Source organism: Pseudophaeobacter sp. TrK17 (assembly GCF_042192375.1).
Taxonomy (GTDB): domain Bacteria; phylum Pseudomonadota; class Alphaproteobacteria; order Rhodobacterales; family Rhodobacteraceae; genus Pseudophaeobacter.
This window is the reverse complement of sequence record NZ_CP071700.1, coordinates 2,269,293-2,290,709: the sequence shown is the minus strand read 5'-3', so window position 1 is coordinate 2,290,709 and position 21,417 is coordinate 2,269,293. Positions and strand designations below refer to the sequence as shown.

General features: G+C 59.0%; 19 protein-coding genes and 1 other RNA gene. 12 read left to right on the top strand and 8 right to left on the bottom strand.

Annotated elements, in window-relative coordinates:
* The first annotated feature begins 47 nt into the window (after positions 1-47).
* The 7 genes from purC to JZI28_RS10725 all read left to right on the top strand — a co-directional run bounded on the left by purC (position 48) and on the right by JZI28_RS10725 (position 9,250).
* Positions 48-809: a phosphoribosylaminoimidazolesuccinocarboxamide synthase gene (gene purC / locus JZI28_RS10755; RefSeq protein WP_027240575.1), complete on the top strand. Its 762-nt coding sequence runs from the start codon at positions 48-50 to the stop codon at positions 807-809.
* A 111-nt stretch (positions 810-920) separates the two neighbouring features.
* Positions 921-1,151, top strand: coding sequence for a phosphoribosylformylglycinamidine synthase subunit PurS (purS, locus tag JZI28_RS10750; protein WP_027240574.1), 231 nt, complete (start codon positions 921-923; stop codon positions 1,149-1,151).
* Positions 1,151-1,819, top strand: a complete 669-nt coding sequence (gene purQ, locus JZI28_RS10745) for a phosphoribosylformylglycinamidine synthase subunit PurQ (protein ID WP_295451648.1) — start codon at positions 1,151-1,153, stop codon at positions 1,817-1,819. Before purS ends, purQ begins: the two co-directional genes overlap by 1 nt.
* Before the next feature lie 36 nt (positions 1,820-1,855).
* Entirely contained in the window at positions 1,856-3,628 is a 1,773-nt protein-coding gene (locus JZI28_RS10740) for an ATP-binding protein (RefSeq protein WP_297340534.1), read from the top strand.
* Between the two features lie 33 nt (positions 3,629-3,661).
* Positions 3,662-4,999 (top strand): sigma-54 dependent transcriptional regulator, encoded by a 1,338-nt coding sequence (locus JZI28_RS10735; RefSeq protein ID WP_295451642.1) that lies wholly within the window; start codon positions 3,662-3,664, stop codon positions 4,997-4,999.
* A 658-nt stretch (positions 5,000-5,657) separates the two neighbouring features.
* Positions 5,658-8,756, top strand: a complete 3,099-nt coding sequence (locus JZI28_RS10730) for an Rne/Rng family ribonuclease (protein ID WP_375697576.1) — start codon at positions 5,658-5,660, stop codon at positions 8,754-8,756.
* A gap of 101 nt (positions 8,757-8,857) precedes the next feature.
* Positions 8,858-9,250: a DUF4440 domain-containing protein gene (locus JZI28_RS10725; RefSeq protein WP_375697575.1), complete on the top strand. Its 393-nt coding sequence runs from the start codon at positions 8,858-8,860 to the stop codon at positions 9,248-9,250.
* A gap of 104 nt (positions 9,251-9,354) precedes the next feature.
* Here the strand turns inward: JZI28_RS10725 and JZI28_RS10720 are convergent, their stop codons facing one another.
* Entirely contained in the window at positions 9,355-9,588 is a 234-nt protein-coding gene (locus JZI28_RS10720) for a sulfurtransferase TusA family protein (protein WP_375700090.1), read from the bottom strand.
* Positions 9,589-9,715: 127 nt separating this feature from the next.
* Here JZI28_RS10720 and JZI28_RS10715 point away from each other — a divergent pair, with 127 nt between their 5' ends.
* The 3 genes from JZI28_RS10715 (at position 9,716) to JZI28_RS10705 (ending at position 13,437) form a co-directional block, all read left to right on the top strand.
* A complete protein-coding gene (locus JZI28_RS10715; protein ID WP_295451635.1) occupies positions 9,716-10,468 on the top strand; it encodes a cytochrome c biogenesis CcdA family protein in 753 nt (250 codons plus the stop codon).
* Between the two features lie 234 nt (positions 10,469-10,702).
* Positions 10,703-12,013 carry a hypothetical protein gene (locus JZI28_RS10710; protein ID WP_375697574.1) on the top strand — a complete coding sequence of 437 codons (1,311 nt, stop codon included), beginning with the start codon at positions 10,703-10,705 and terminating at the stop codon, positions 12,011-12,013.
* On the top strand, positions 12,010-13,437 hold the full coding sequence (locus JZI28_RS10705; RefSeq protein WP_375697573.1) for a cytochrome P450: 1,428 nt from the start codon (positions 12,010-12,012) through the stop codon (positions 13,435-13,437). Before JZI28_RS10710 ends, JZI28_RS10705 begins: the two co-directional genes overlap by 4 nt.
* Here JZI28_RS10705 and JZI28_RS10700 read toward each other — a convergent pair.
* The 3 genes from JZI28_RS10700 to fumC are packed head-to-tail and all read right to left on the bottom strand — an operon-like array spanning position 13,434 to position 15,228.
* Positions 13,434-13,661 carry a ribbon-helix-helix domain-containing protein gene (locus tag JZI28_RS10700; RefSeq protein WP_375697572.1) on the bottom strand — a complete coding sequence of 76 codons (228 nt, stop codon included), beginning with the start codon at positions 13,659-13,661 and terminating at the stop codon, positions 13,434-13,436. The genes JZI28_RS10705 and JZI28_RS10700 overlap by 4 nt on opposite strands.
* On the bottom strand, positions 13,658-13,834 hold the full coding sequence (locus JZI28_RS10695) for a DUF4169 family protein (protein WP_348150571.1): 177 nt from the start codon (positions 13,832-13,834) through the stop codon (positions 13,658-13,660). Before JZI28_RS10695 ends, JZI28_RS10700 begins: the two co-directional genes overlap by 4 nt.
* Positions 13,834-15,228, bottom strand: coding sequence for a class II fumarate hydratase (gene fumC / locus JZI28_RS10690; protein ID WP_375697571.1), 1,395 nt, complete (start codon positions 15,226-15,228; stop codon positions 13,834-13,836). Before fumC ends, JZI28_RS10695 begins: the two co-directional genes overlap by 1 nt.
* A 321-nt stretch (positions 15,229-15,549) precedes the next feature.
* Here fumC and JZI28_RS10685 point away from each other — a divergent pair, with 321 nt between their 5' ends.
* The gene (locus tag JZI28_RS10685; RefSeq protein WP_375697570.1) at positions 15,550-16,089 is read left to right on the top strand and encodes a hypothetical protein; all 540 of its coding nucleotides are present in this window, start codon (positions 15,550-15,552) and stop codon (positions 16,087-16,089) included.
* Positions 16,090-16,398: 309 nt separating this feature from the next.
* Here JZI28_RS10685 and JZI28_RS10680 read toward each other — a convergent pair whose 3' ends face one another.
* The 4 genes from JZI28_RS10680 to JZI28_RS10665 all read right to left on the bottom strand — a co-directional run bounded on the left by JZI28_RS10680 (position 16,399) and on the right by JZI28_RS10665 (position 19,982).
* Positions 16,399-16,878: an SspB family protein gene (locus tag JZI28_RS10680; RefSeq protein WP_297341806.1), complete on the bottom strand. Its 480-nt coding sequence runs from the start codon at positions 16,876-16,878 to the stop codon at positions 16,399-16,401.
* Between the two features lie 149 nt (positions 16,879-17,027).
* Complete coding sequence (gene chrA / locus JZI28_RS10675) at positions 17,028-18,344, bottom strand: chromate efflux transporter (RefSeq protein ID WP_375697569.1); 1,317 nt, start codon at positions 18,342-18,344, stop codon at positions 17,028-17,030.
* Between the two features lie 400 nt (positions 18,345-18,744).
* Positions 18,745-19,095, bottom strand: a transfer-messenger RNA (tmRNA) gene (ssrA, locus tag JZI28_RS10670).
* Between the two features lie 155 nt (positions 19,096-19,250).
* Positions 19,251-19,982 carry a FadR/GntR family transcriptional regulator gene (locus JZI28_RS10665; protein WP_295451615.1) on the bottom strand — a complete coding sequence of 244 codons (732 nt, stop codon included), beginning with the start codon at positions 19,980-19,982 and terminating at the stop codon, positions 19,251-19,253.
* 324 nt (positions 19,983-20,306) lie between these two features.
* On the opposite strand from JZI28_RS10665, the gene JZI28_RS10660 reads away from it, so the two are divergent.
* Positions 20,307-21,410 carry a dimethylsulfoniopropionate demethylase gene (locus JZI28_RS10660; protein ID WP_375697568.1) on the top strand — a complete coding sequence of 368 codons (1,104 nt, stop codon included), beginning with the start codon at positions 20,307-20,309 and terminating at the stop codon, positions 21,408-21,410.
* Positions 21,411-21,417 lie beyond the last annotated feature (7 nt).

The window sequence follows — 21,417 nt, the reverse complement described above, 5'->3', positions numbered from 1 at the left end:
CAAGAAACCGGGCCGGGATTCCTGGCCTTTACCTCGAAAGGTTCCTCATGGCACGTCGCAAAAAGATCTACGAAGGCAAAGCCAAAACACTGTATGAAGGTCCGGAACCCGGCACCATCGTGCAGTATTTCAAGGATGATGCCACTGCTTTCAACGCCGAAAAGAAAGACGTGATCGAAGGCAAGGGGGTTCTGAACAACCTGCTGAGCGAATATTTCATGAAGGGGTTGGGCCAGATTGGTGTTCCAACGCATTTCCTGAAACGGTTGAATATGCGCGAACAATTGGTGCGCTCTTGCGAGATCATTCCGCTGGAAGTGATCGTGCGCAACTATGCGGCGGGCAGCATGTCCAAACGGCTGGGCATTGACGAGGGCACGCAGCTGCCACGGCCCATTGTGGAATATTGCTACAAGGACGACGCCCTGGGGGATCCGCTGGTCACCGAAGAGCACATTGCCGCATTTGGCTGGGCCAGCCAGCAGGACATGGATGATATTCTCAGCCTGGCGCTGCGGGTGAATGACTTTATGTCCGGGGTGATGCTGGCCGTGGGTATTCGTCTGGTGGATTTCAAAATCGAGATTGGCCGCGTCTATGACGGTGATTTTCAGCGTCTGGTGGTGGCCGATGAAATCAGCCCCGACAGCTGCCGCCTGTGGGATATCGAGACAGGCCAGAAGCTGGACAAAGACGTGTTCCGGCGCGATCTGGGCAGCCTGACCGATGCCTATAGTGAAGTGGCACGTCGCCTTGGCGTGATGCCGAACAACCCGCCAGCCCCCAGCAAGCCAACGCTGGTGAACTGATCTGGTGAGGTGAAATTCCCCACTCCCGCCAATCGGATCGGGGCTGGGTCCTACTTTTCTGCAAAGGGCGCGACCAGGGGTCCGCTCCCATCGAAGCTGAGGAACGACACGATGAAGGCACGGGTGCATGTTATGCTGAAGAACGGGGTTCTGGATCCACAGGGTGAGGCTGTGCGCCACGCGCTTGGGGCTCTGGGCTTTGACAAGGTTGAAGGTGTGCGGCAGGGCAAGGTGATTGATCTTGATCTCACCGCAGGCGCCACTGAGGCCGATGTCACCGAGATGTGCGAAAAGCTGCTCGCCAATACCGTGATCGAATCCTACAGCATCGAGATGAAGTGATGAAAGCAGCCGTCGTCGTATTTCCCGGATCCAATTGCGACCGCGATCTTGCGGTTGCCTTTGAACAGGCCGGTTTTGATGTCTCCATGGTCTGGCACAAGGACAGCGTCCTGCCTGAAGGTATTGATATCGTAGGCGTTCCCGGTGGTTTCTCCTATGGGGATTACCTGCGCTGTGGCGCCATTGCGGCGCAATCGCCAATCTGCCGGGCGGTTGTCGAACATGCCGATCGTGGCGGCTATGCCATGGGTGTTTGCAATGGCTTTCAGATCCTCACAGAGACCGGCGTTTTGCCGGGGGCACTGCTGCGCAATGCCGGGCTGAAATACATCTGCCGCACCGTTGATCTGCAGGTCGCCACCGAGCAGAGCGTCTTTACCCAGGGCTATGCCAAAGGCGATGTGATTGGCATCCCGATCGCGCATCACGATGGCAACTACTTTGCCGATGCCGAGACCCTTGCGGCGCTGAAGGATCAGGACCGTATCGCCTTTACCTATGCCGACAACCCTAATGGGTCGGTGGACGATATCGCCGGCATCCTGTCGGAAAACCGTCGTGTGCTTGGCATGATGCCGCATCCGGAACGCGCCGCCGACGAAGGCCACGGTGGCACCGATGGAACGGCAGTCTTTCGCGCATTGGCCGGTATTGTCGCCGCTGCGTGACTTGAGCTCCTGCGGCGCCAGGAATAGGATTGTCCTATGAATGCGCCGCAGACACCCAAAACACCCCCAGAAAAAGAGACCGGATCGCGTACCATTCCCTGGGGCGCGCGGCTGGCGCTGTTGCTGTTCATGGGGGTTGCTGCTGTCACTGTCTGGGTGACAAACCAGCAGTTGACTCATCGCTTTACCGACAGCACCCGCAACCGCGGCGAGCTGCGGCTGGCGCTGTATTCTGGCAACCTGGTCAGCGAGTTGCGCCGCCATGCCATCGTGCCGCAGCTGTTGGCGCGGGATCAGACGCTGATCGCGGCGTTGCAAAGCCAGGATTTCTCGCTGTCAACGCAGCGCTTGCTTTCATTTATTGATGAGATCGGCGCAAATTCGATCATGCTGATGGCCAGCGATGGCCGCACGGTTGCGGCGACCAATCGCAATCGCTTGGGCGAAAATCACCGCAATGAAGCCTATTTTGTTGATGCTGCCCGCGCCAGATCCACGGTGTTTTCGGTAATCAAGCGCGAGGTGGGCGGGTATCGTTTCACCTATTCGCGTCGCATGGTTGATACCTCTGGGCTGTTGGGGGTGATCGTCATCGAGGTCGACCTGCGCAAGTTTGAGCGGGCCTGGGCCGGGGTGTCGGATGCGGTGATGGTCACCGACAGCAAGGGCAATATCGTGCTCGCCACCGAGGCGCGCTGGCGGGGTCTGAAAGAAGAGGAGGCCCTGGTCCTGCAAACGCCCGAAAGCGCCATTCAGCGTGCCATCCGGGCGACGGCGGACTGGAGCACCCTGCCACCGGATGCCTATTTGCAGGGCGAGGCGGTGATGCGGCTGGAAAACCGGGTGCCGTTTCAGGGCTGGCGGATGACCTCTTTCACCACCTTTGCCTCGATCCGCGAGAAGGTGAACGCGGTATTGGCGCTGGAAATCATGGGATTCGCTATCCTGTTGGCGCTGGCCTTTTATGCACTGAGCCGGAAGACGGCGATCCGGATGGCGCTGTTCCAGCGCGAGTCGGCGGAGCTTCGCGTATTGAATGCGCGCTTGCAGCGGGAAATTGCCGAGCGTGAGCGCATGCAAAAGACCCTCGCCGTGGCCGAACAAAGCCTCGCGCAGAGCTCCAAACTGGCGGCTCTGGGTGAGATGTCTGCGGCTGTCAGCCACGAGTTGAACCAGCCCCTTGCGGCAATGAAAACCTACCTCGCCGGGGCGCGGCTTTTGCTCAATCGCAACCGCCCTGACGAGGCGCTGGCCTCCTTTGGCCGGATTGATGATCTGATTGAGCGCATGGGCGCCATTACCCGGCAGCTGAAATCCTATGCCCGCAAAGGCGGTGATGCGTTCAGCCCTGTAAACCTTGGCGATGCGCTGGCCTCAAGCCTGTCGATGATGGAACCGCAACTGCGGCAGCGCCATGTCAAAATCACCCGCATTCTGCCCGAAGATCCGGTTTTTGTCATGGCGGATCGCATGCGGCTGGAACAGGTTATGGTCAACCTCTTGCGCAATGCCCTGGATGCTACCAAATCCGTAGAGGAGCCGGAGGTCGAGATCCTGTTGGCCGCAGGGGAGACCGCGACCCTGACGGTGCGCGACAATGGGGTGGGGATCGAGGATTTTGGCAGCTTGTTTGATCCGTTCTACACCACCAAACAGGCCGGCGACGGGGTCGGGCTGGGGCTTGCCATCTCCTCTGGGATCGTCAACGACCTAGGGGGCCGGCTCGCGGCGCGCAACGGGCAAAAAAACGGCGCCGTGTTTGAGATGCAATTGCCGATCCTTGTGGACGGCATCGAGGCCGCTGAATAGCGGCCCGTGAAAATAACAAAGAAGGGGTGTCCTATGGCACAGGCCATGAAAATTGCGATCGTTGATGATGAGCAGGATATGCGCCAGTCAATCAGCCAATGGTTGGCGCTTTCGGGCTACGACACCGAGACCTTTGCCAGCGCCGAAGATGCGCTAAAGGAGCTTGGGGCGGATTATCCGGGTATCGTGATCTCGGATATCAAGATGCCCGGCATGGATGGGATGCAGTTCCTGAAAAAACTGATGGGCAGCGACAGTGGCTTGCCGGTGATTATGATCACTGGCCATGGGGATGTGCCCATGGCGGTTGAGGCGATGCGGGTCGGGGCGTTTGATTTCCTGGAGAAACCGTTCAACCCCGACCGGATGTCAGAGCTGGCCAAACGTGCCACCGGTGCCCGCCGCCTGACCCTGGACAACCGGGCCCTGCGCCGGGAGCTGTCTGACGGTGGTCAGATCATGAAGAAACTCATTGGTATGAGCCCGGTCATGGAACGCCTGCGCGAAGACATCCTGGATCTGGGCCAGGCCGACGGCCACGTGCTGATTGACGGGGAAACCGGCACCGGCAAGACGCTTGTCGCCCATGCGCTGCATGCGGTGGGCAGCCGTGCTGGCAAGAAATTTGTGCTGATCTCCTGCGCCGCGCTGGAAGAAGAGGCCCTGTCCAAACGTCTGTTTGGCCCGATGCAGCCAGAAGACAGCCTGTTGCCCGCCCTGGAAGAGGCGCGGGGTGGTACCCTGGTTCTGGAAGGGATCGAGGCGCTGAGCGAAACCTTGCAGGCCAAGCTGTTGAGCGCGATCAACGAGCAAGGCATGCCGGGGGAGACGCGGATCATCGCGATCTCGAACCTGCAGGAAGCCGGGAAAACCTGTGAAGACGCCCTGCGCCCGGATCTGTTTTATCGCCTTGCGGCCCTGCGCATCATGGTGCCACCGCTGCGCCAGCGCGGCGAAGACATCCTGACGCTGTTTACCCGGCTGTGCGAACAGTTTGCCGAAGAATACGGCTGCGACGCTCCGCAGGTCTCGGCGCAGGAGGCGGCGCAGCTGTTGCAGGCGCCCTGGCCGGGCAATGTGCGTCAGCTGATCAATGTGGCAGAACGGGCCGTGCTGCAGGCGCGCCGCGGTTCCGGCACCATTGCATCGCTATTGATGTCCGATCACGAAGAGATGCAGCCGGTGATGACCACCGAAGGCAAGCCCTTGAAGGAATATGTCGAAGCCTTTGAGCGCATGTTGATCGACAACACCATGCGCCGTCACAAGGGCTCTATTGCCAGCGTGATGGAAGAGCTCTGCCTGCCGCGCCGGACACTGAATGAAAAGATGGCAAAATATGCGCTGCAGCGCTCTGACTATCTGGGATAGCGCTGTCCTGCCCACGGGGCACAGGATGTCCTGTGGGTAAGATTGCTTTTTGGTGTAACGCCAGTGATTTGGCCTGGGGATGGCCTCAGCGGAGTGGCGTCGACCCCAGGTTTTTTAATGAAACATTCATCATTTTGCTTTTTACCCGCATTGTTGTGCCATCGATCGGCCTGCAATGACGAATGTCCATTGTCATTTCTGCAGCGCTGGTCTTATGGTGATAACATGGACCGAGGTCTGACGACTGACCCACCATTTTTGAGATTCGCTGTCTCGCACTTTTGACTGGCGCGATCCGACATCGGAACAACCCGACATCGGAACAACCCGACATCGGAACAACCCGACATCGGAATGAACCGAAAAGGCGAGATAGACCGATTGGCTCCGAATTCATACGGAGCAGCTAAGCGCCTCTTTGATCAATCAAAGAGGGATAACAAGGCAGGCAACGGGGTCTCCCGACCTGTCGGAGAAGAAACGCGATGACGCGCGCGCGAGCGAAGAGCATACAGGCACGAGGACCGGACGCAAGTTCCAGGGCCATCTCCTGTAGTGCGCCGTCCCAGATCGCCCTGACAAGACACCCCCCAATACATGCGCGGCCTCCTGATAAGGCAAGGTTTGCGTCTGCGCAGGGCAGGTGCACTAAGGAAACATGGCAAAGAAGATGCTTATTGATGCCACCCACGCGGAAGAAACCCGCGTCGTGGTGGTCGACGGAAACAAGGTTGAAGAGTTTGACTTTGAATCTGAGAACAAACGCCAGCTAGCTGGCAACATTTATCTGGCAAAAGTTACACGGGTAGAGCCTTCGCTACAGGCCGCCTTTGTGGAATATGGCGGCAATCGCCATGGCTTTCTCGCCTTTTCGGAAATCCACCCCGACTATTATCAGATCCCGGTTGCTGACCGCGAAGCCCTGATGGAAGAAGAGCGCGCCTATGCGGAAGCACAGCGTGCCCGCGAGGAAGACGAAGAGGCCAAGCCTTCACGGTCGCGCTCTCGCGGTCGCAAGGGTTCCCGGTCCAAGGCTGCTAAGGTCTCATCTGGGGATGCGGTCGAGACCAAAGAGGTGGCACCCGCGACTACACCTGCCGCTGAAACCAGTGCTGATACGCCGGTGGTTTCGGAAATCGCTGGTATGGAAACCATTGATTTGGTCGACGAAATGGCGCGCGATGAGGCCAAGTTGGCCGAGGTCCCCGAAGGCTCCTCGCCGATGGAACGTGTTGCGGACACCCCGGTAGAAGAGCCCTCCAACCCGGAAGAGACGCGCCCGGAACAGGCCGGCCCAGACGCAGCAAGCGCTGAAGCCGCCAGTGCAGAGGAGCCTGCGCAAGAGGCAACTGCGCCAGCCGCTGCGGATGTAACCGCTGAGGACGCAAGTGTTGAACCCACCGGCGGTGACGCTGCCGAGGATGACGCCGCCCAGAACGACACTGACAAAGGCGCCAGCGATGAGACCGGCGACAAGGCTGAGCAGGACGATGCGCGTGTTGATGCCAGCGCCAAAGACGAAACCATTGAATCGGTTGCTGACGAAGACGACAGCGAAGACATTCGCCCGGCCCGCAAGCCACGTCCACGTCGGTATAAGATTCAAGAAGTCATCAAGGTCCGTCAGGTTCTGCTGGTCCAGGTTGTCAAAGAAGAGCGCGGCAACAAGGGCGCTGCTCTTACCACCTATCTGTCGCTGGCGGGGCGCTACTGCGTTCTGATGCCCAACACCGCGCGCGGTGGCGGCATCAGCCGCAAGATCACCAATGCCGTTGACCGCAAGAAACTGAAAGACATCGCAACCGAAATCGACGTGCCATCGGGTGCGGGGCTTATTGTGCGCACGGCTGGTGCCAAGCGTACCAAGGCGGAAATCAAACGCGATTATGAATATCTGCAGCGTCTCTGGGAACAGATCCGCGCGCTGACGCTGAAAAGCATCGCCCCCGCCAAGATCTACGAAGAGGGCGACCTGATCAAGCGCTCGATCCGCGACCTTTATAATCGTGAGATTGACGAGGTTCTGGTCGAAGGCGAGCGCGGCTACCGCATCGCCAAGGACTTCATGAAGATGATCATGCCGTCCCACGCCAAAAACGTTAAGAACTACCAGGAAACCCTGCCGCTCTTTGCCCGCTTCCAGGTCGAAAGCTATCTTGGTGGTATGTTCAACCCCACTGTGCAGCTGAAATCCGGCGGTTATATCGTCATCGACACCACCGAAGCTTTGGTGGCGGTTGACGTGAACTCTGGCCGGGCGACAAAACAGTCCTCGATCGAAGAAACCGCGCTCAACACCAACCTGGAGGCCGCCGAAGAGGTGGCCCGCCAGCTGCGTCTGCGTGACCTTGCCGGACTGATCGTCATCGACTTCATCGACATGGATGAGCGTAAGAACAACGCCGCCGTTGAAAACCGGATGAAGGACAAGCTGAAGACGGATCGTGCCCGCATTCAGGTGGGCCGGATCTCTGGTTTTGGCCTGATGGAAATGTCGCGCCAGCGTCTGCGTCCCGGCATGATCGAAGCCACCACGGCGCCCTGCCCACATTGCCACGGCACCGGCCTGATCCGTTCGGATGATAGCATGGCGCTGTCGATTCTGCGTCAGATCGAAGAAGAAGGCACCCGCCGCCGTTCGCGCGAGGTTCTGGTGCGTTGCCCGATTGATATTGCCAACTATTTGATGAACCAGAAGCGTGAACATATCGCGCAGATCGAAGCCCGCTACGGCATGTCGGTCCGCATCGAAGGCGATGCACATCTGGTCAGCCCGGATTTCACGCTGGAGAAGTTCAAAACGGCCACCCGTGTGGTGACAGTTCCTGACGCTTCGGTTGTGTCGGCTGATACCTCCCTTATGGCGCAGATCGACGCTGATGAGGCCGAGGCGGATGCTGAGGTTGCAGAGGAAGAACAGCCTCAGGAGGCTGCGGCTCCTGAAGCAGACGAAAGTGAGAACAACGGAGAGGACAAGCCCAAGCGCAAGCGGCGGCGGCGTCGGCGGCGCAAGTCCGGCAACGGCGGGGAAAACTCCGATTCCGATAGCAACGCAGCCGAGGCTGGCGACAAGGCTGAACCCACAGCGGACGGGGAAGAAAAAGCCGACGCAAAAGCAGGTGAAGAGGCCGATTCTGAAGAGAAGAAGCCCGCCCGCAGCCGGACCCGTACCCGCACCCGTGGTGGTCGTTCGCGCAACAAGAAAAGCGAAGAGACCGCAGTTGAAGAGACCCCAGTTGAAGCCGCGCCGAGCGCAGACACAGCTGCCGAGGCGACTGGCGAGGCCCCCAGCGCAGAGCCGGAAGCCACAGCAGCGACCAGTGCCGATCCAGCCAGCAAAAGTGATGGCGAGACCGTAACTGCTGCTGCCACTGAAGAGCCAATTCAGGCTGACAGTGTCGTGCCGGAGCAGACCACAGCTGAACCTGAGGCATCGCAAGCTGAGACATCGCAAGCCGAGGTGTCAGAGGCTCCCGTCGCGGCGGTCGCTGCTGAACCAGTCGCTGAGACACAACCGGTTGCATCTGACACACCGGATTTGGAAACGGCAGCTGCCGCCCAAGCGCCTGCGGATCAAGAGAGTGCAGCTGAGGCCGCCGTTGAGCCAGAGGTGACAGCACAGCCAGAGGTCTCTGACGCAGCTGCTGCTGACCCCGCGCCGGAACCTGTAGCGCCTGCAGATGTGGAAGCCGCGGCTGAGCCAGAACCGACAACCCCGCCCAAGCCCAAGCGGCGCGGATGGTGGTCCATCGGATAAGATAAAAAGGCGGCCTCTGGGGTCGCCTTTTTCTTTGCTGCCGGGGTTTGCGACGCTGGCACAGAGGCGAAACAAACCGACAATACCGGAGGACCGAACACGTGGATCACAACGGGCATTCAACTGTGTTGACAGAAATCCTGGAGCAGGAAACACGGGTCTGGCAGACCCTGGTTGAAGGCAATGCCGAGGCGGACAAGGCGGCACTGCATGCTGATTTTCTTGGCGTCTACCCCAGCGGTTTTGCCACCCGGGCGGATCATTGCGACCAGCTGCAAGAGGGGCCGACAGTCAGCTCATTCGAGCTCACCGACCCCAGGCTGCTACAGCTGGGCAAGGATCATGTCTGCCTGTCCTATTTGGCGGTCTATCATCGGCCAGGAGCCGCCAGCAGGGATACAATGTATGTGTCATCTATTTGGCAGCGTCAGGGGCAGGGCTGGCTGAACCTGTTTAGCCAGGACACGCCAACTGCCGGATCAACACCTGTGTGATCCTGCGTGCCTATCCCTGCGTCCCTGCGAGCTGCATTGGCTCTGGATCTACGCGACCGGGGCCAAAATGGGGCAGCTACCAGGGCAGTTACCGGGGCTGCTGATCAGCCGGTCTTGCGAATTTGATAGATCTGATGGCCATCACCCGTGCCCTGTCCAAGGAACTCATACCCAGACTCGGTGCAGAAATGCGGGATGTCGATGAGCGCAGCGGGGTCATCCGCAAGCACCTGCAGAACCTCGCCCGCAGCCATGGACTTGAGGCGTTTGCGCGCTTTTAGCACGGGCAGGGGGCAGAGCAGGCCAATGGCGTCGAGGGTGGCATCGCTGTCGGAGATAAATTCAGTCATGTCTTTCAGATAATCCGCCACTCACGCGCTGTCCACAAGGATGTGACCAATGCGCCTCGTGACCTTTGGTACTGGCTGGTCTATGGATCGGGAAAGCCTGTTTTAGGGGAATGAGATGTTTGGAATTGAGATCATAGATGCAGCGCTTTTGCCTGCAATGTTTGTGGCGCTCCTGGGCGGTTTGGTCAGCTTTTTGTCACCCTGTGTGCTGCCGATTGTGCCGCCCTATCTTGCCTATATGAGCGGTGTCTCCATTGGTGAGATGCAGGGCACGGCTGCAGCGCGGCGCAAGGTGATCCTGTCGGCGCTGTTTTTTGTTCTAGGCCTGTCGACAGTGTTCCTGCTTCTGGGCTTCACCGCCTCCTTTTTTGGTGCTTTTGTGCTGCAAAATCAGGAACTTTTCGCTCGGGCTTCCGGTGTTGTGGTGATCATCTTCGGCCTGCATTTTTTGTCGGTGTTCCGCATTCCTATCCTGGATCGCGAGGCACGGGTTGACGCCGGTCAGGCCGGTGGATCAGTGCTGGGGGCCTATGTGCTGGGGCTGGCCTTTGCCTTTGGCTGGACGCCCTGCATTGGCCCACAACTGGGGGCGATCCTGTCGCTTGCCGCCTCCGAGGCCTCGGTCAGTCGCGGCACCTTGCTGTTGGGGATTTATGCGCTTGGCCTTGGGGTGCCGTTTTTGCTGGCCGCGATCTTCCTGAACCGCTCGATGGTGGTGATGAACAAGATGAAACGCCATATGGGGTTGATCGAGAAACTCATGGGCGGGCTGTTGCTGTTGGTCGGCTTTATGTTGGTCACCGGCTTGTTCTCGACCTTCTCCTGGTGGTTGCTCGAAGCCTTTCCGTTCCTTGCTACCCTCGGATAATACTAAGGCTCAGGTCACTTAAGGCTCGGGCGACCATTACGAACTTAGCTCCAAACCTTCCTCTGGTAGCCGCCTGGGGGAGGTTTTTCTCTTTGCGCCCAGGCTGGCCCGGTCTTTGTCCATCCATAACCCTGTCTTGGTCCAGTCTCGGCCTTACTCTGGCCGGAAATCTCGACTACTCTGGCGTCAAAGGCAACGAGGCCAGTAAATGAGGCCAGACAACGAGGCCAGGGAATGGATAGCATAGTGCGGGGCGCAACCGGGCAGCAGCCACAGGATAGGCCAGATGACCCAGCCCAGCCGGTGCGGGCGCGGCGGGTTTTCTATATTCCCGGCTATGACCCCATTCATCCCCGGCGCTACCGGGAGCTTTACCGCAAGGAATCAGCCGTTCAGGCAGAGATCAGCGCCTATCAGATATCCATACAGGCGCAGGCGACCGGCAGCAAAGGACAGGGCCAGCGCCCCTATGGCTGGCAGGTCACCGCAGAGATAGACGGCGCGCAGGTGCAGACAGAATTCAGCGTGCTTGTCTGGTCTGACATTGTGCGCGACAGCATGGATGCCTCGATTGCGGGCACCTATCTGCAGCTGGCCCGTACCACCTGGATCTACATAGCCTCTGGCACGTTGCGCCGCCTGATGCGTCTGCGCAAAGGCCCGGTGATTGCCGCGCTCTACCCTGTTGGCATGCTGCTGGTGCAGGCGTTGTTGGCCCTGCTGCTGCTCTGGGCCTGTGGGGCTGCATGGGCGGCGGCGATTGCGCTGCTTATCGATCAGCCGCCCTGGTACGCCCTGCTGCCCGGCTGGGGCGGCGGGGCACTGGCAGCGGCGGTTTTGCTCAGATGGTTCAAAAAACAGGATGGCAAGTTCTTTGCCTATTACCTGATGCATGACTACGCTTATTCAGCCGCCTCGCGCGGCGAGAACCCAGCGGAGTTGGAGGCCCGGATTGCGGCCTTTAAACAAGAGATCGCGGCGGCCTTGGCCGCAGGCGATATTGAGGAGCTATTGGTGGTCGGGCATTCCTCGGGGGCGCATGTCGGGGTGTCGGTTCTGGCGGATCTCATCCGCGATGGGCTGCCTGATACATGCCCCGAGATCGGTTTTCTCACCCTGGGCCAGGTGGTGCCTATGGTCTCTTTCCTGCCCCGTGCCAGTCGGTTGCGCCGCGATCTGCAATACCTGTCACAGCGCGACGAAATTGCTTGGATTGATGTCTCGGCGCCCGGTGATGGCTGCGCCTTTGCTCTGTGTGATCCGGTTGCGGTAAGCGGCGTTGCGCCAGCGGATAAACGCTGGCCGCTGGTGTTTTCCGCCGCCTTCACCCAGACCCTGAGCCCGGCACGCTGGGCTGAGCTGCGCTGGCGGTTTTTCCGCCTGCATTTCCAATATCTTTGCGCCTTTGACCTGCCGGGCGACTATGATTATTTTCGCATCACCGCCGGGGCCCAAACCCTGCGACAGCGCTATCGCACACGTCAGGCCTCTGCCAGCCGGATTGATGTGCCTGTGTCCAAATATACCTCGGTGTCGCCAGAATGAACGCGCCTGACCATGACCACGGCCCTCAGTTTGAAACAGAGGCGCCCAAGCCACAGCCGCCAAAACCAGCTGCCCGGCCGGTGCGAGTGTCCTTGTGGCGCTATGTGCGGCTGTTTCGCGATGACATTTTGTCGGCGCAACCGGCAAAACTCTATCGGGCCTGGATGGCTGAATTCCGCGCCCCGAGCTTTCGCTCGTTTCTGATCAACCAGCCTGACCTGATCAAACGGGTGCTGAAAGAACAGCCCGATGATTTCCCCAAATCCGATCGCATTGCCGAAGGGTTAAAGCCGCTGCTGGGGAATTCGGTGTTCTTGACCAATGGCGAGACTTGGAAACGCCAGCGCCGCATCATCGATCCCGCCTTCGAAGGGGGACGGCTCAAGGCGACTTACCCGGCGATGCGGGCTGCGGCCGACTCGGCCATTGTGCGGTTGCAGGCTCAGGTCGGGCAGGGCGCAAGGGTCGAGGTCGAAGAGGTGACCAGCCATGTGGCGGCGGATGTGATTTTTCGCACCCTGTTTTCAATCCCGATCGAAAACGAAGTGGCGGGAGAGGTCTTTACTCGTTTTCGCGACTATCAGCGCAGTCAGCCTTTGTTGAACCTTGCGGCCTTTGTACCCTTGCCAAAGTGGATGCCCCGGTTTTTTCGGCGCGGAACCCGCCCCAATGCCAAAGTGATCCGGGCGCTGATCAGCAACCTTACCGAAGCCCGAATGGCGGCGATCAAGGCCGGGACCGCACCAGAGGATCTGGCGACCAAAATTATGACCACCGCAGACCCCAAAACGGGAGAGCGTTTTGACGCGCAGGAGATGGTGGATCAGGTGGCGATCTTCTTTCTTGCGGGCCATGAAACCAGTGCCTCGGCGCTGGCCTGGACGCTGTATCTGATGGCGCTATATCCTGATTGGCAAGAGCAGCTGGCGCAGGAGGCCGAGGCGCTGGCGGATGAAAGCTTTGCTGCCATGTCAAAGCTGCGCCTGTCGCGGGATGTGTTCCGCGAAGCCCTACGTCTGTATCCGCCGGTGCCCATGATGGTGCGCGAAGCAACCTGCCCGGTGCAGTTTCGCAATCGAACGGTGCCAAAGGGGGCGCAGATCGTGCTCAGCCCCTGGCATTTGCACCGGCACGAGCGGCTATGGGACAATCCCGACGGGTTTGATCCCAATCGCTGGCAAACGGAAAATGGCAAACAGTGCCAGCGCGAAGCCTATATTCCGTTCTCAGCAGGGCCACGGGTTTGCCCCGGTGCCGGATTTGCCATGGTGGAGGGGCCGCTGATCCTTTCGCTGATCCTGCGGCACTTTAAACTCAGCTGTGTTGGGGGCGCCGCGCCGGTGCCGGTGGCGCATCTGACCGTGCGCTCAAAAAACGGGATCTGGTTGCAGGTCACCCCCCGCGGCAAGGTCGATCAGGCCTAAGCGGCGAGCCGCGCCTGCAAATCGCGCAGCACAAACAGCCGAATGGCAGAGGCCAGGCCGCAATCGGCGCCACGGGCCTCATCAATTTCGGCTGCTAACTCATTGATTGGGCGATTGGTTCTTGCTGCGATCTGGCGAAACTCCAGCCAGAAGGGATCTTCCAGCGAGACCGAGGTTCGATGTCCGCGTAGGGTCAAAGAGTGCTTGCGTGGTCGGCTGTTCATTCGTCGCTCTTGTGGCCATCCAAATCGCGCTTGGCCTTGGCAGCGCGGGCCTCATCCAGCGATTTTTCCAGCTTGCTGCGGCCAAATTTCACAGCGTTCTGGTCAGCGCGGGCCTTATCCTCGGCCCGCGCCTGTGTCTTGCGATACCGGTTCAGATTGACCGGCTTTCCCATCAGTCCTTGGGACCGATCATCTGCTCGGGGCGCACAACCTTGTCAAAGGTGGCTTCATCCACAAAGCCAAGCGCGATGGCTTCTTCTTTGAGGGTGGTGCCGTTCTTATGCGCGGTCTTGGCAACCTTGGTGGCATTGTCATAGCCGATGGTCGGCGCCAGAGCTGTCACCAGCATCAGCGATTCCTTCATCAGTTTGTCGATGCGCGGCTCGTTGGCCTGAATGCCGTTGAGCATCCGTTCGGTAAAGCTGTCGGTGGCATCGCCCAGCAACTGGATCGACTGCAGCAGGTTGTAGGACATCATCGGGTTGTAGACGTTCAACTCAAAATGACCCTGGCTGCCGGCAAATTTGATCGCAGCGTCATTGCCCATGACATGGGCCGCGACCTGGGTGAGCGCCTCCGCCTGGGTGGGGTTCACCTTGCCGGGCATGATCGAGGAGCCTGGCTCATTCTCGGGCAGGATCAGCTCGCCCAGACCTGAGCGGGGGCCGGAGCCCAGAAAGCGGATATCGCTGGCGATCTTGTAGCAGCTACCGGCGATGGTTGCGAGCGCACCGGACAGGAAGACCATGGCATCATGGGCGGCCAGAGCCTCAAATTTGTTGGGCGCGGTGACAAAGGGCAGATCGGTGATTTCGGCCATATTGGCCGCAACGGTCTCGCTCCAGCCCTTTTGGGTGTTCAGTCCGGTGCCAACGGCGGTGCCGCCCTGTGCCAGCTCATAGATGCCGGGCATCGCCAGCTCAACACGGGCAATCCCCTGACGGATCTGGTGGGCATAGCCACCAAATTCCTGGCCCAGGGTCAGCGGTGTCGCATCCTGGGTATGGGTGCGGCCGATCTTGATGATGTCCTTGAACTCTTCTGATTTGGTCTCGAGACCCTTGGCGAGTTTTTCCAGACCAGGCAGCAGCACGTCCCGTACCGACATGGCGGTGGCGATATGCATGGCCGTGGGGAAGGTGTCGTTGGAGGACTGGCCCATGTTGCAGTGGTCATTGGGGTGAACCGGATCTTTCGATCCGATGACGCCGCCCAGCATTTCGATGGCGCGGTTGGCGATCACCTCGTTGGAGTTCATGTTGGACTGGGTGCCAGACCCGGTCTGCCAGACCACCAGCGGGAAGTTGTCGTCAAACTTGCCCTCAATGACTTCGCCAGCGGCAGCGATGACGGCATCCGCGATGCGGTCTTCCATCTTGCCGGAGGCCTTGTTGGCCATGGCGCAGGCCTTTTTGATCACCCCCAGAGCGCGCACGATGGCGACGGGCTGTTTTTCCCAGCCGATGGGGAAATTCATGATCGAGCGCTGGGTCTGAGCGCCCCAATATTTGTCGGTAGGAACCTCTAGCGGACCAAAGCTGTCGGTCTCGGTGCGGGTATCGGACATCTTGTCTATCTCCGTCTGGTATGCCGTTGCATGCCGTTTAACCTCTGCGCCGTCGCGACGCAATTGGCCAGTTGCGCGCAGCATAGCCTATCACCAGCTGGGGTATAGAGAGAATTCTCCAGATCGGGCTTGTTCCATGTCATTGCTAGCCGGGCAGAGATCATTACTCTAAGCTTGAGGCACCCGCTTTGGGAGCCAGCACAGGAGAATACAGTGAAGCAATCGGTCGAATCCTTTTCTCGGGCCACAGCTCATCGGGCCACGGCTCCTCGGGCCAGGGTCAGGGCAGCAACGCGGCCAGGCCACTTTGGGCTAGGGGGCTTGCCTGCGTATCTTTGCCTGCTGGTTTTGACCGTTTTTCTGATCTTTGGCCATGTCGTACGGGCTTCTGCCCATGATATCGGCGATTTTGTTGGTCGCTATAGCGGGTCGGCAGAATTGCCTATGAGCGATGGCACAAAGGATCAGCGGGATCTGAGCATTGTGATCTCGGAAACCGATAAAGGCTTCAAGGTTCAGTGGAATACGGTCACCGAAAAAGAGGATGGTCGGCGCAGAGAGAAATCCTATGAGGTTGAATTTATACCCAGTGACCGCGGCGGGATTTATGCGGCGGCTATGCAGCGCAATGTTTTTGGACATGAGGTCCAGCAGGATCCCATGAAGGGGCAGCCCTATGTCTGGGCGCGGCTCAGCGGCGATACGCTGACGGTATTTTCGATGTTTATTCATCAAAACGGCGATTATGAAATGCAGCAATATGATCGCCGCCTGACGGAAGACGGGCTGTTTCTCGTGTTCAACACCCATCGCAATGGTCAGCCGGTTCGCCGGATAGAGACTGAGCTTCTGCGTCGGTGACAGCCATGGGGGGCTGATGGAGGGTAGATGGGCTTTTTCGCAAGCCTGCTGCTGGCAGCCCGTGCCGCGCCTTGCTGTGTGCAAAGGGAAATTTCCGGGCTAATTTTTTAGAGGGAGGTTTCTGGCCAAGATTTTGCGATCAGCAACGTCTAGTGTTCAAATGTGTGGGCCGCTTTAGTTTGGCCCTGTCTGCTATTGGCCCTGTTTGACATTGGCTCTGACTGCGCAGGTGTGTTGTCCGTTCCGCATCAAAAACCCCGCATCCAAATGGTCCCGCAGCCCCACCTCGGCGGTGGGGGCGGGCGGGCGCTAGTGTTTGCGGAAGCTGTCCAGAGACACGACATCCCCATCCGAGGCGTGCGGTGTTTCCGCGTCGGTTTCGCCGGTTCCCTCGGTGTCGTCATCATCTGTGGGGGCATCGTCGTCGTCATCGTCTTCGGCCGTTTCAAAGCGAAGGCCAAATTCCACGGAGGGATCTACGAAGGTCTCGATCGCATCATAGGGGATATAGAGCGTTTCCGGTGCGTCACCAAAGTTCAGGGTGATGCCAAAACCATTCTCTTCTACGTCAAGATTGTCGTACCAATGCTGCATCACAACAGTCATGGCACCGGGGTAGCGTTCCCGCAGCCAGTCTGCCAATTGCGCATCCGGATGGTTGGTATCAAAGGTGATAAAAAAGTGATGGTTTCCCGGCAGCCCCTTGTCCGCAACATCCTGCAGGACGGTGCGAATGAGCCCGCGCATGGCGGAGTGCATCAGATTTCCGTAGTCGATTTCGCGGGACATGAATGACACCCCTGTTAAATTGCTGCACCAGCATAGGGGATTCTGCCAGAAACTAAAGAGGCGGCCGGGCAGTTTTTGTCATTAATTTGGGGCCCTAGCCAGTGGAGTTGGGCCTGTCGCTGGTGGGGCGTCCTGCGCGACCTTGGGGGCTATGTCAGGGCCAGCAGTGGCGGCATTGCCAGACCCGCCAGAGCCATGAGCGCCAGCAGCCAGAACAAACGCCCCCGCAGCCCATAGGCGACCAGCGGTGCCAGCAGGGTCAACAGCAGGGCTGAGGTGTTCAGGGTGCTCCAATTTGGCCAGGGCATTGCCAAAAGGCCGCTTTGAAGCAGGGTTATATCCTGAAAAAGGACATGCAGGGTAAACCAGACCATCAGGTTCAGGATGACGCCGGTAACGGTGGCGGTTATCGCCTTGAGCGCCGCTGACAGGCGGGGCAGGGCTGCGAGGCGCTCCACATAGGGGGCGGCGGCAAAAATCCACAGGAAGCAGGGCATGAAAGTGGCCCAAAGCGCCGTTACCCCGGCCGCCAGGTACAGCGCAAAACCGCCCTGTTTCAGTCCCGCCAACATGGCCACAAACTGGGTCACCAGGATGAGAGGGCCGGGGGTGGTCTCGGCCAGGCCAAGCGCGTCGATCATTTCGCCTGCGCTGATCCATTGATGGTGTTGCACCACCGCCTGGCTCATATAGGCGAGCACCGCATAGGCGCCGCCAAAGGTGACCACCGCCAATTTGGCAAAGAACCAGCCGATACTGGCCAGAAAATCAGCGCCGACGAGGCTGAGAAGCAGCAGCGGCAGCAGCCACAACCCACCCCAGATGACACAGCTGCGCAGGCTGTGTTGGAGTTTCAGCTGCGGAGCAGTCGCCGTCAAAGCATGGGTTCTGGTGGGTGGCTCCGGGAGCGCTTCTGCTGATTTGGCCTGTGTCGTGCTTGTCAGGGTCATCATGCCAAAGAGACCAGCCCCCAGGATCACCAGTGGAAAGGGCAGGCCAAAGACGAAAAGCGCCACAAAGCCAAATCCGGCCAGCCACCAGTCTCGCCTATGTTTCAAGGCCTTGTGGCTCAGCTTCCAAAGCGCCTGCACAACAATGACCACCACCGCGGCCTTGATGCCGAGAAAGGCCGCCTGCACCGCGGGCAGCGTGCCAAAGACGCTGTAAACCCAGACAAGCGCTGCAATCACCAGGGCGCCGGGCAGCACAAACAGCAGGCCCGCCAGCAGCCCGCCAGCGAACCCGCGCAGGCGCCAGCCGGTATAGGTGCACAGCTGCATGGCTTCGGGGCCGGGCAGTAACATGCAAAAGGACAGGCCGCGCAGAAAGCTCTCCTCGTCCAACCAGGGGCGCTCTTCCACCAGTTCGCGGTGCATCACTGCGATCTGGGCGGCGGGGCCGCCAAAACTCATCAGGCCGATCTTGCCAAAGACCCGCCACATGTCGCGCCAGGAAACTGTCGTCATTTTATCTCATTCCTTGGCCAGGCCCGTACGTGCTCCCCGTTCATGGCGCAGAGAGCTGTTCCCATAGGGGTATCGCAGGTTTGGGGCCGGATGAAAGCACCGATCGCAGGTTGGTTTTGGGGCGGAGAAGGCGGCGGGTAAATCATTGTATGGCCTCTCACGGGGGCGTTGACCATCTACGCGTCCAGGCTGTGATGCGATCAGGACGGTAGTTTGTCAAGCCAGGCCTGGGGCAGGCCGTGTCTCCGTCTGCGGAGAGAGGATTCCGGGCGCGATCGGGCATCGGATTGAGGGCGCTGCCAAACATTCGTGCGCCGCGAGGCATGAAAGCCAGAGAGCCCTGGCGACAAAAGGCCAGCCGACAGAACACGCGGTAGAGCAGCAGGTGAGGGGGAGAGAAAGTGCAGGTTTCTGTTGCCAGGTACCTGCGAACCCCGCCAGTCGCTGCTAGGCGAAAGGACTTAAGTTTCGGTTTTCCGAACTGCTTACGCAGCCAGGGCTACCGGAGCACGATTGTCATTTGCAATTGTACAGTTTTCGCCGATAACGGTGGCAGACAGCCGAAACAAAGCTAACCCCTTTAGACGTCCGTCGATCCTATTTCGACCCCATGATGCCCAAATGAAGCATGTTTGGTGGAGTCGCCGGGTACCGCCCCCGGGTCCGATCCGTGTATTACGAGCGCATTTATGTCCATAGTTCCCGAGGGAACAGAACAAACATAGGGTATTGCGGCGGGGATTTGAAGTGGGGAGGATCCCTTTTTGCCGATATATTTCATTTTCTTGGCAGGGAAAACCAATTGGGGTACCAACCCTGGCCTCTGCGTCGCACCGGCTCCCCCTCGGACATTTCTGGCCAACTGAATATGTACCGGCCCCTTGGTTACCATCCGGGGGACTAAGGTCAGGTTTTGGCGGCGCGGGATGCAAAGACTTTTTTCGCCAGTTGCAGCGTTTCTGTTTCAAGTCTTGTCAGGCCGTCGGAGGCTGCGGTGCCATCGCCCTGGTCGATGGCATCGGCGATCTGGCAATGCAGTGCGACGATACGGGCGCGATCACGCGCAGAAAAGGTGATGATATTCATCAAGGGCTGCATGGCTTCGACCGCGCCGGCCAGTTGATAGGAAAGCACCGGGTTGGCGGCCCCGTCAACGAAGGCGCGATGAAAGGCAACATCAGAGGCGCAGAAGGCTTCATCTGACAGGCCCGGCTGGCCCTGGCGAAAGATTTCGGCCCGCATGGTGGCCAGTTGATCGGCGCTGCGACGGCTGGCGGAGAGCGGCGCGCAGGCGCGTTCCAGCGCGTAGCGGGCTTCGCAGGCGGTCTCAAAGCTCACCTCGTTCATGCTGAGCAGCAGGGTTGACGTGGTCACTTGCTGGGCGTGGGCGTCTTCAAAGCTGAGCCGGTTGACAAAGGCGCCCCCCGTCGCGCCGCGCTGGGTTCGGATCAAGGATTGTGCCGCCAAACGTTTCAACGCCTCGCGGACAGTGGAGCGTGACACCTGGAAGTGATCTGCCAACTCCGCTTCCGAGGGCAGTCGCTGGTCCACATTCAGGTCACCGTTGATGATCGCGGCTTTGATTGACTGGGAGATCTGCGCCGACAAATCTGCTGAGCTTGTTGGATCGATCTTCATTGCGGGTCCAGTTTGGTTAGGCGGTTTTGGATGGGCTGTCGTTTTTATTTGTCTGACATTTAAAAGTCTGACATTTAGAACTTCAGCGGTGAGTCGCTTCTATTTCTACTTGGAGACACCAATGAAAGCCAACGGGCAGCTGCACAGAGAGCTTCTAGGGCAGGGTCTGTTGGGGGAGGTGGTTGTCTTTGATTTGGTGCCAGGCTCAACCCACAGCAGGCTCAGCCCCCAACCAGACTCCAAAAGGGTCGGGGCTGAAATTTCCGGATAGAGCGCGTTCATCTGACGCGCTCGATGAGTTTCCAGTTGCCAGGAGGATGAGTTATGGCATTGATTTCACCGTCACGGCGTTTGCGTAGAACCCCTTTTTCGGAGGGGGTCGAGGCTGCCAATGTTAAGGCCTATACCGTCTACAATCACATGCTGTTGCCAACGGTATTTGAAAATCCAGAGGCAGATTACCACCACCTTAAAAAGCATGTTCAAATCTGGGATGTGGCCTGCGAACGCCAGGTGGAGCTGCGGGGGCCGGATGCTGGCCGCCTGATGCAGATGCTGACGCCGCGGGATCTGCGCGGCATGTTGCCGGGGCAGTGCTACTATGTGCCTATTGTCGACGAAACAGGCGGCATGCTCAATGATCCGGTTGCGGTAAAGCTGGCAGAAGACCGCTGGTGGATTTCAATTGCGGACAGTGATCTGTTGTATTGGGTCAAGGGCATCGCCAACGGCTGGCGTCTGGATGTGCTGGTAGATGAGCCCGATGTTTCGCCGCTGGCGATACAGGGGCCAAAGGCCGAGGCGCTGTTGGAGCGGGTCTTTGGCAGCAGTATTCGTGCTATCCGGTTCTTCAGGTTCAGTACCTTCCAGTTTCAGGGCCGCGATTTGGTGATTGCCCGGTCGGGCTATTCCAAACAGGGCGGGTTTGAGATTTATGTCGAGGATGGAGAAATCGGCATGCCGCTGTGGAACAAACTGTTGGATGCGGGTCAGGACCTTGAGGTGCGGGCAGGCTGCCCCAATATGATCGAGCGGATTGAGGGCGGATTGTTAAGCTACGGCAATGACATGACCGATGATAATACGCCGCATGAATGTGGGCTTGGCCGGTTCTGTGACACGCATACTGCAATCGGGTGCATCGGGCGCGATGCCCTGTTGCGGGTTGCAAAAGAGGGGCCGGTGCAACAGATCCGTGCCATTTCCATTGCCGGCGACCCGGTTCCTGCCTGCACTGAGTTCTGGCCACTCTACGCGGCAGGAAAACGGGTTGGACGGGTGTCTTCGGCAGCCTGGTCTCCGGATTTTCGCACCAATGTTGCAATTGGGATGGTGCGGATGACCCATTGGGATGCGGGCACCAAGTTGGAAGTTGAAACGCCTGAGGGTATGCGTATGGCGACCGTACGTGAAAAGTTCTGGATTTGATGGTCTT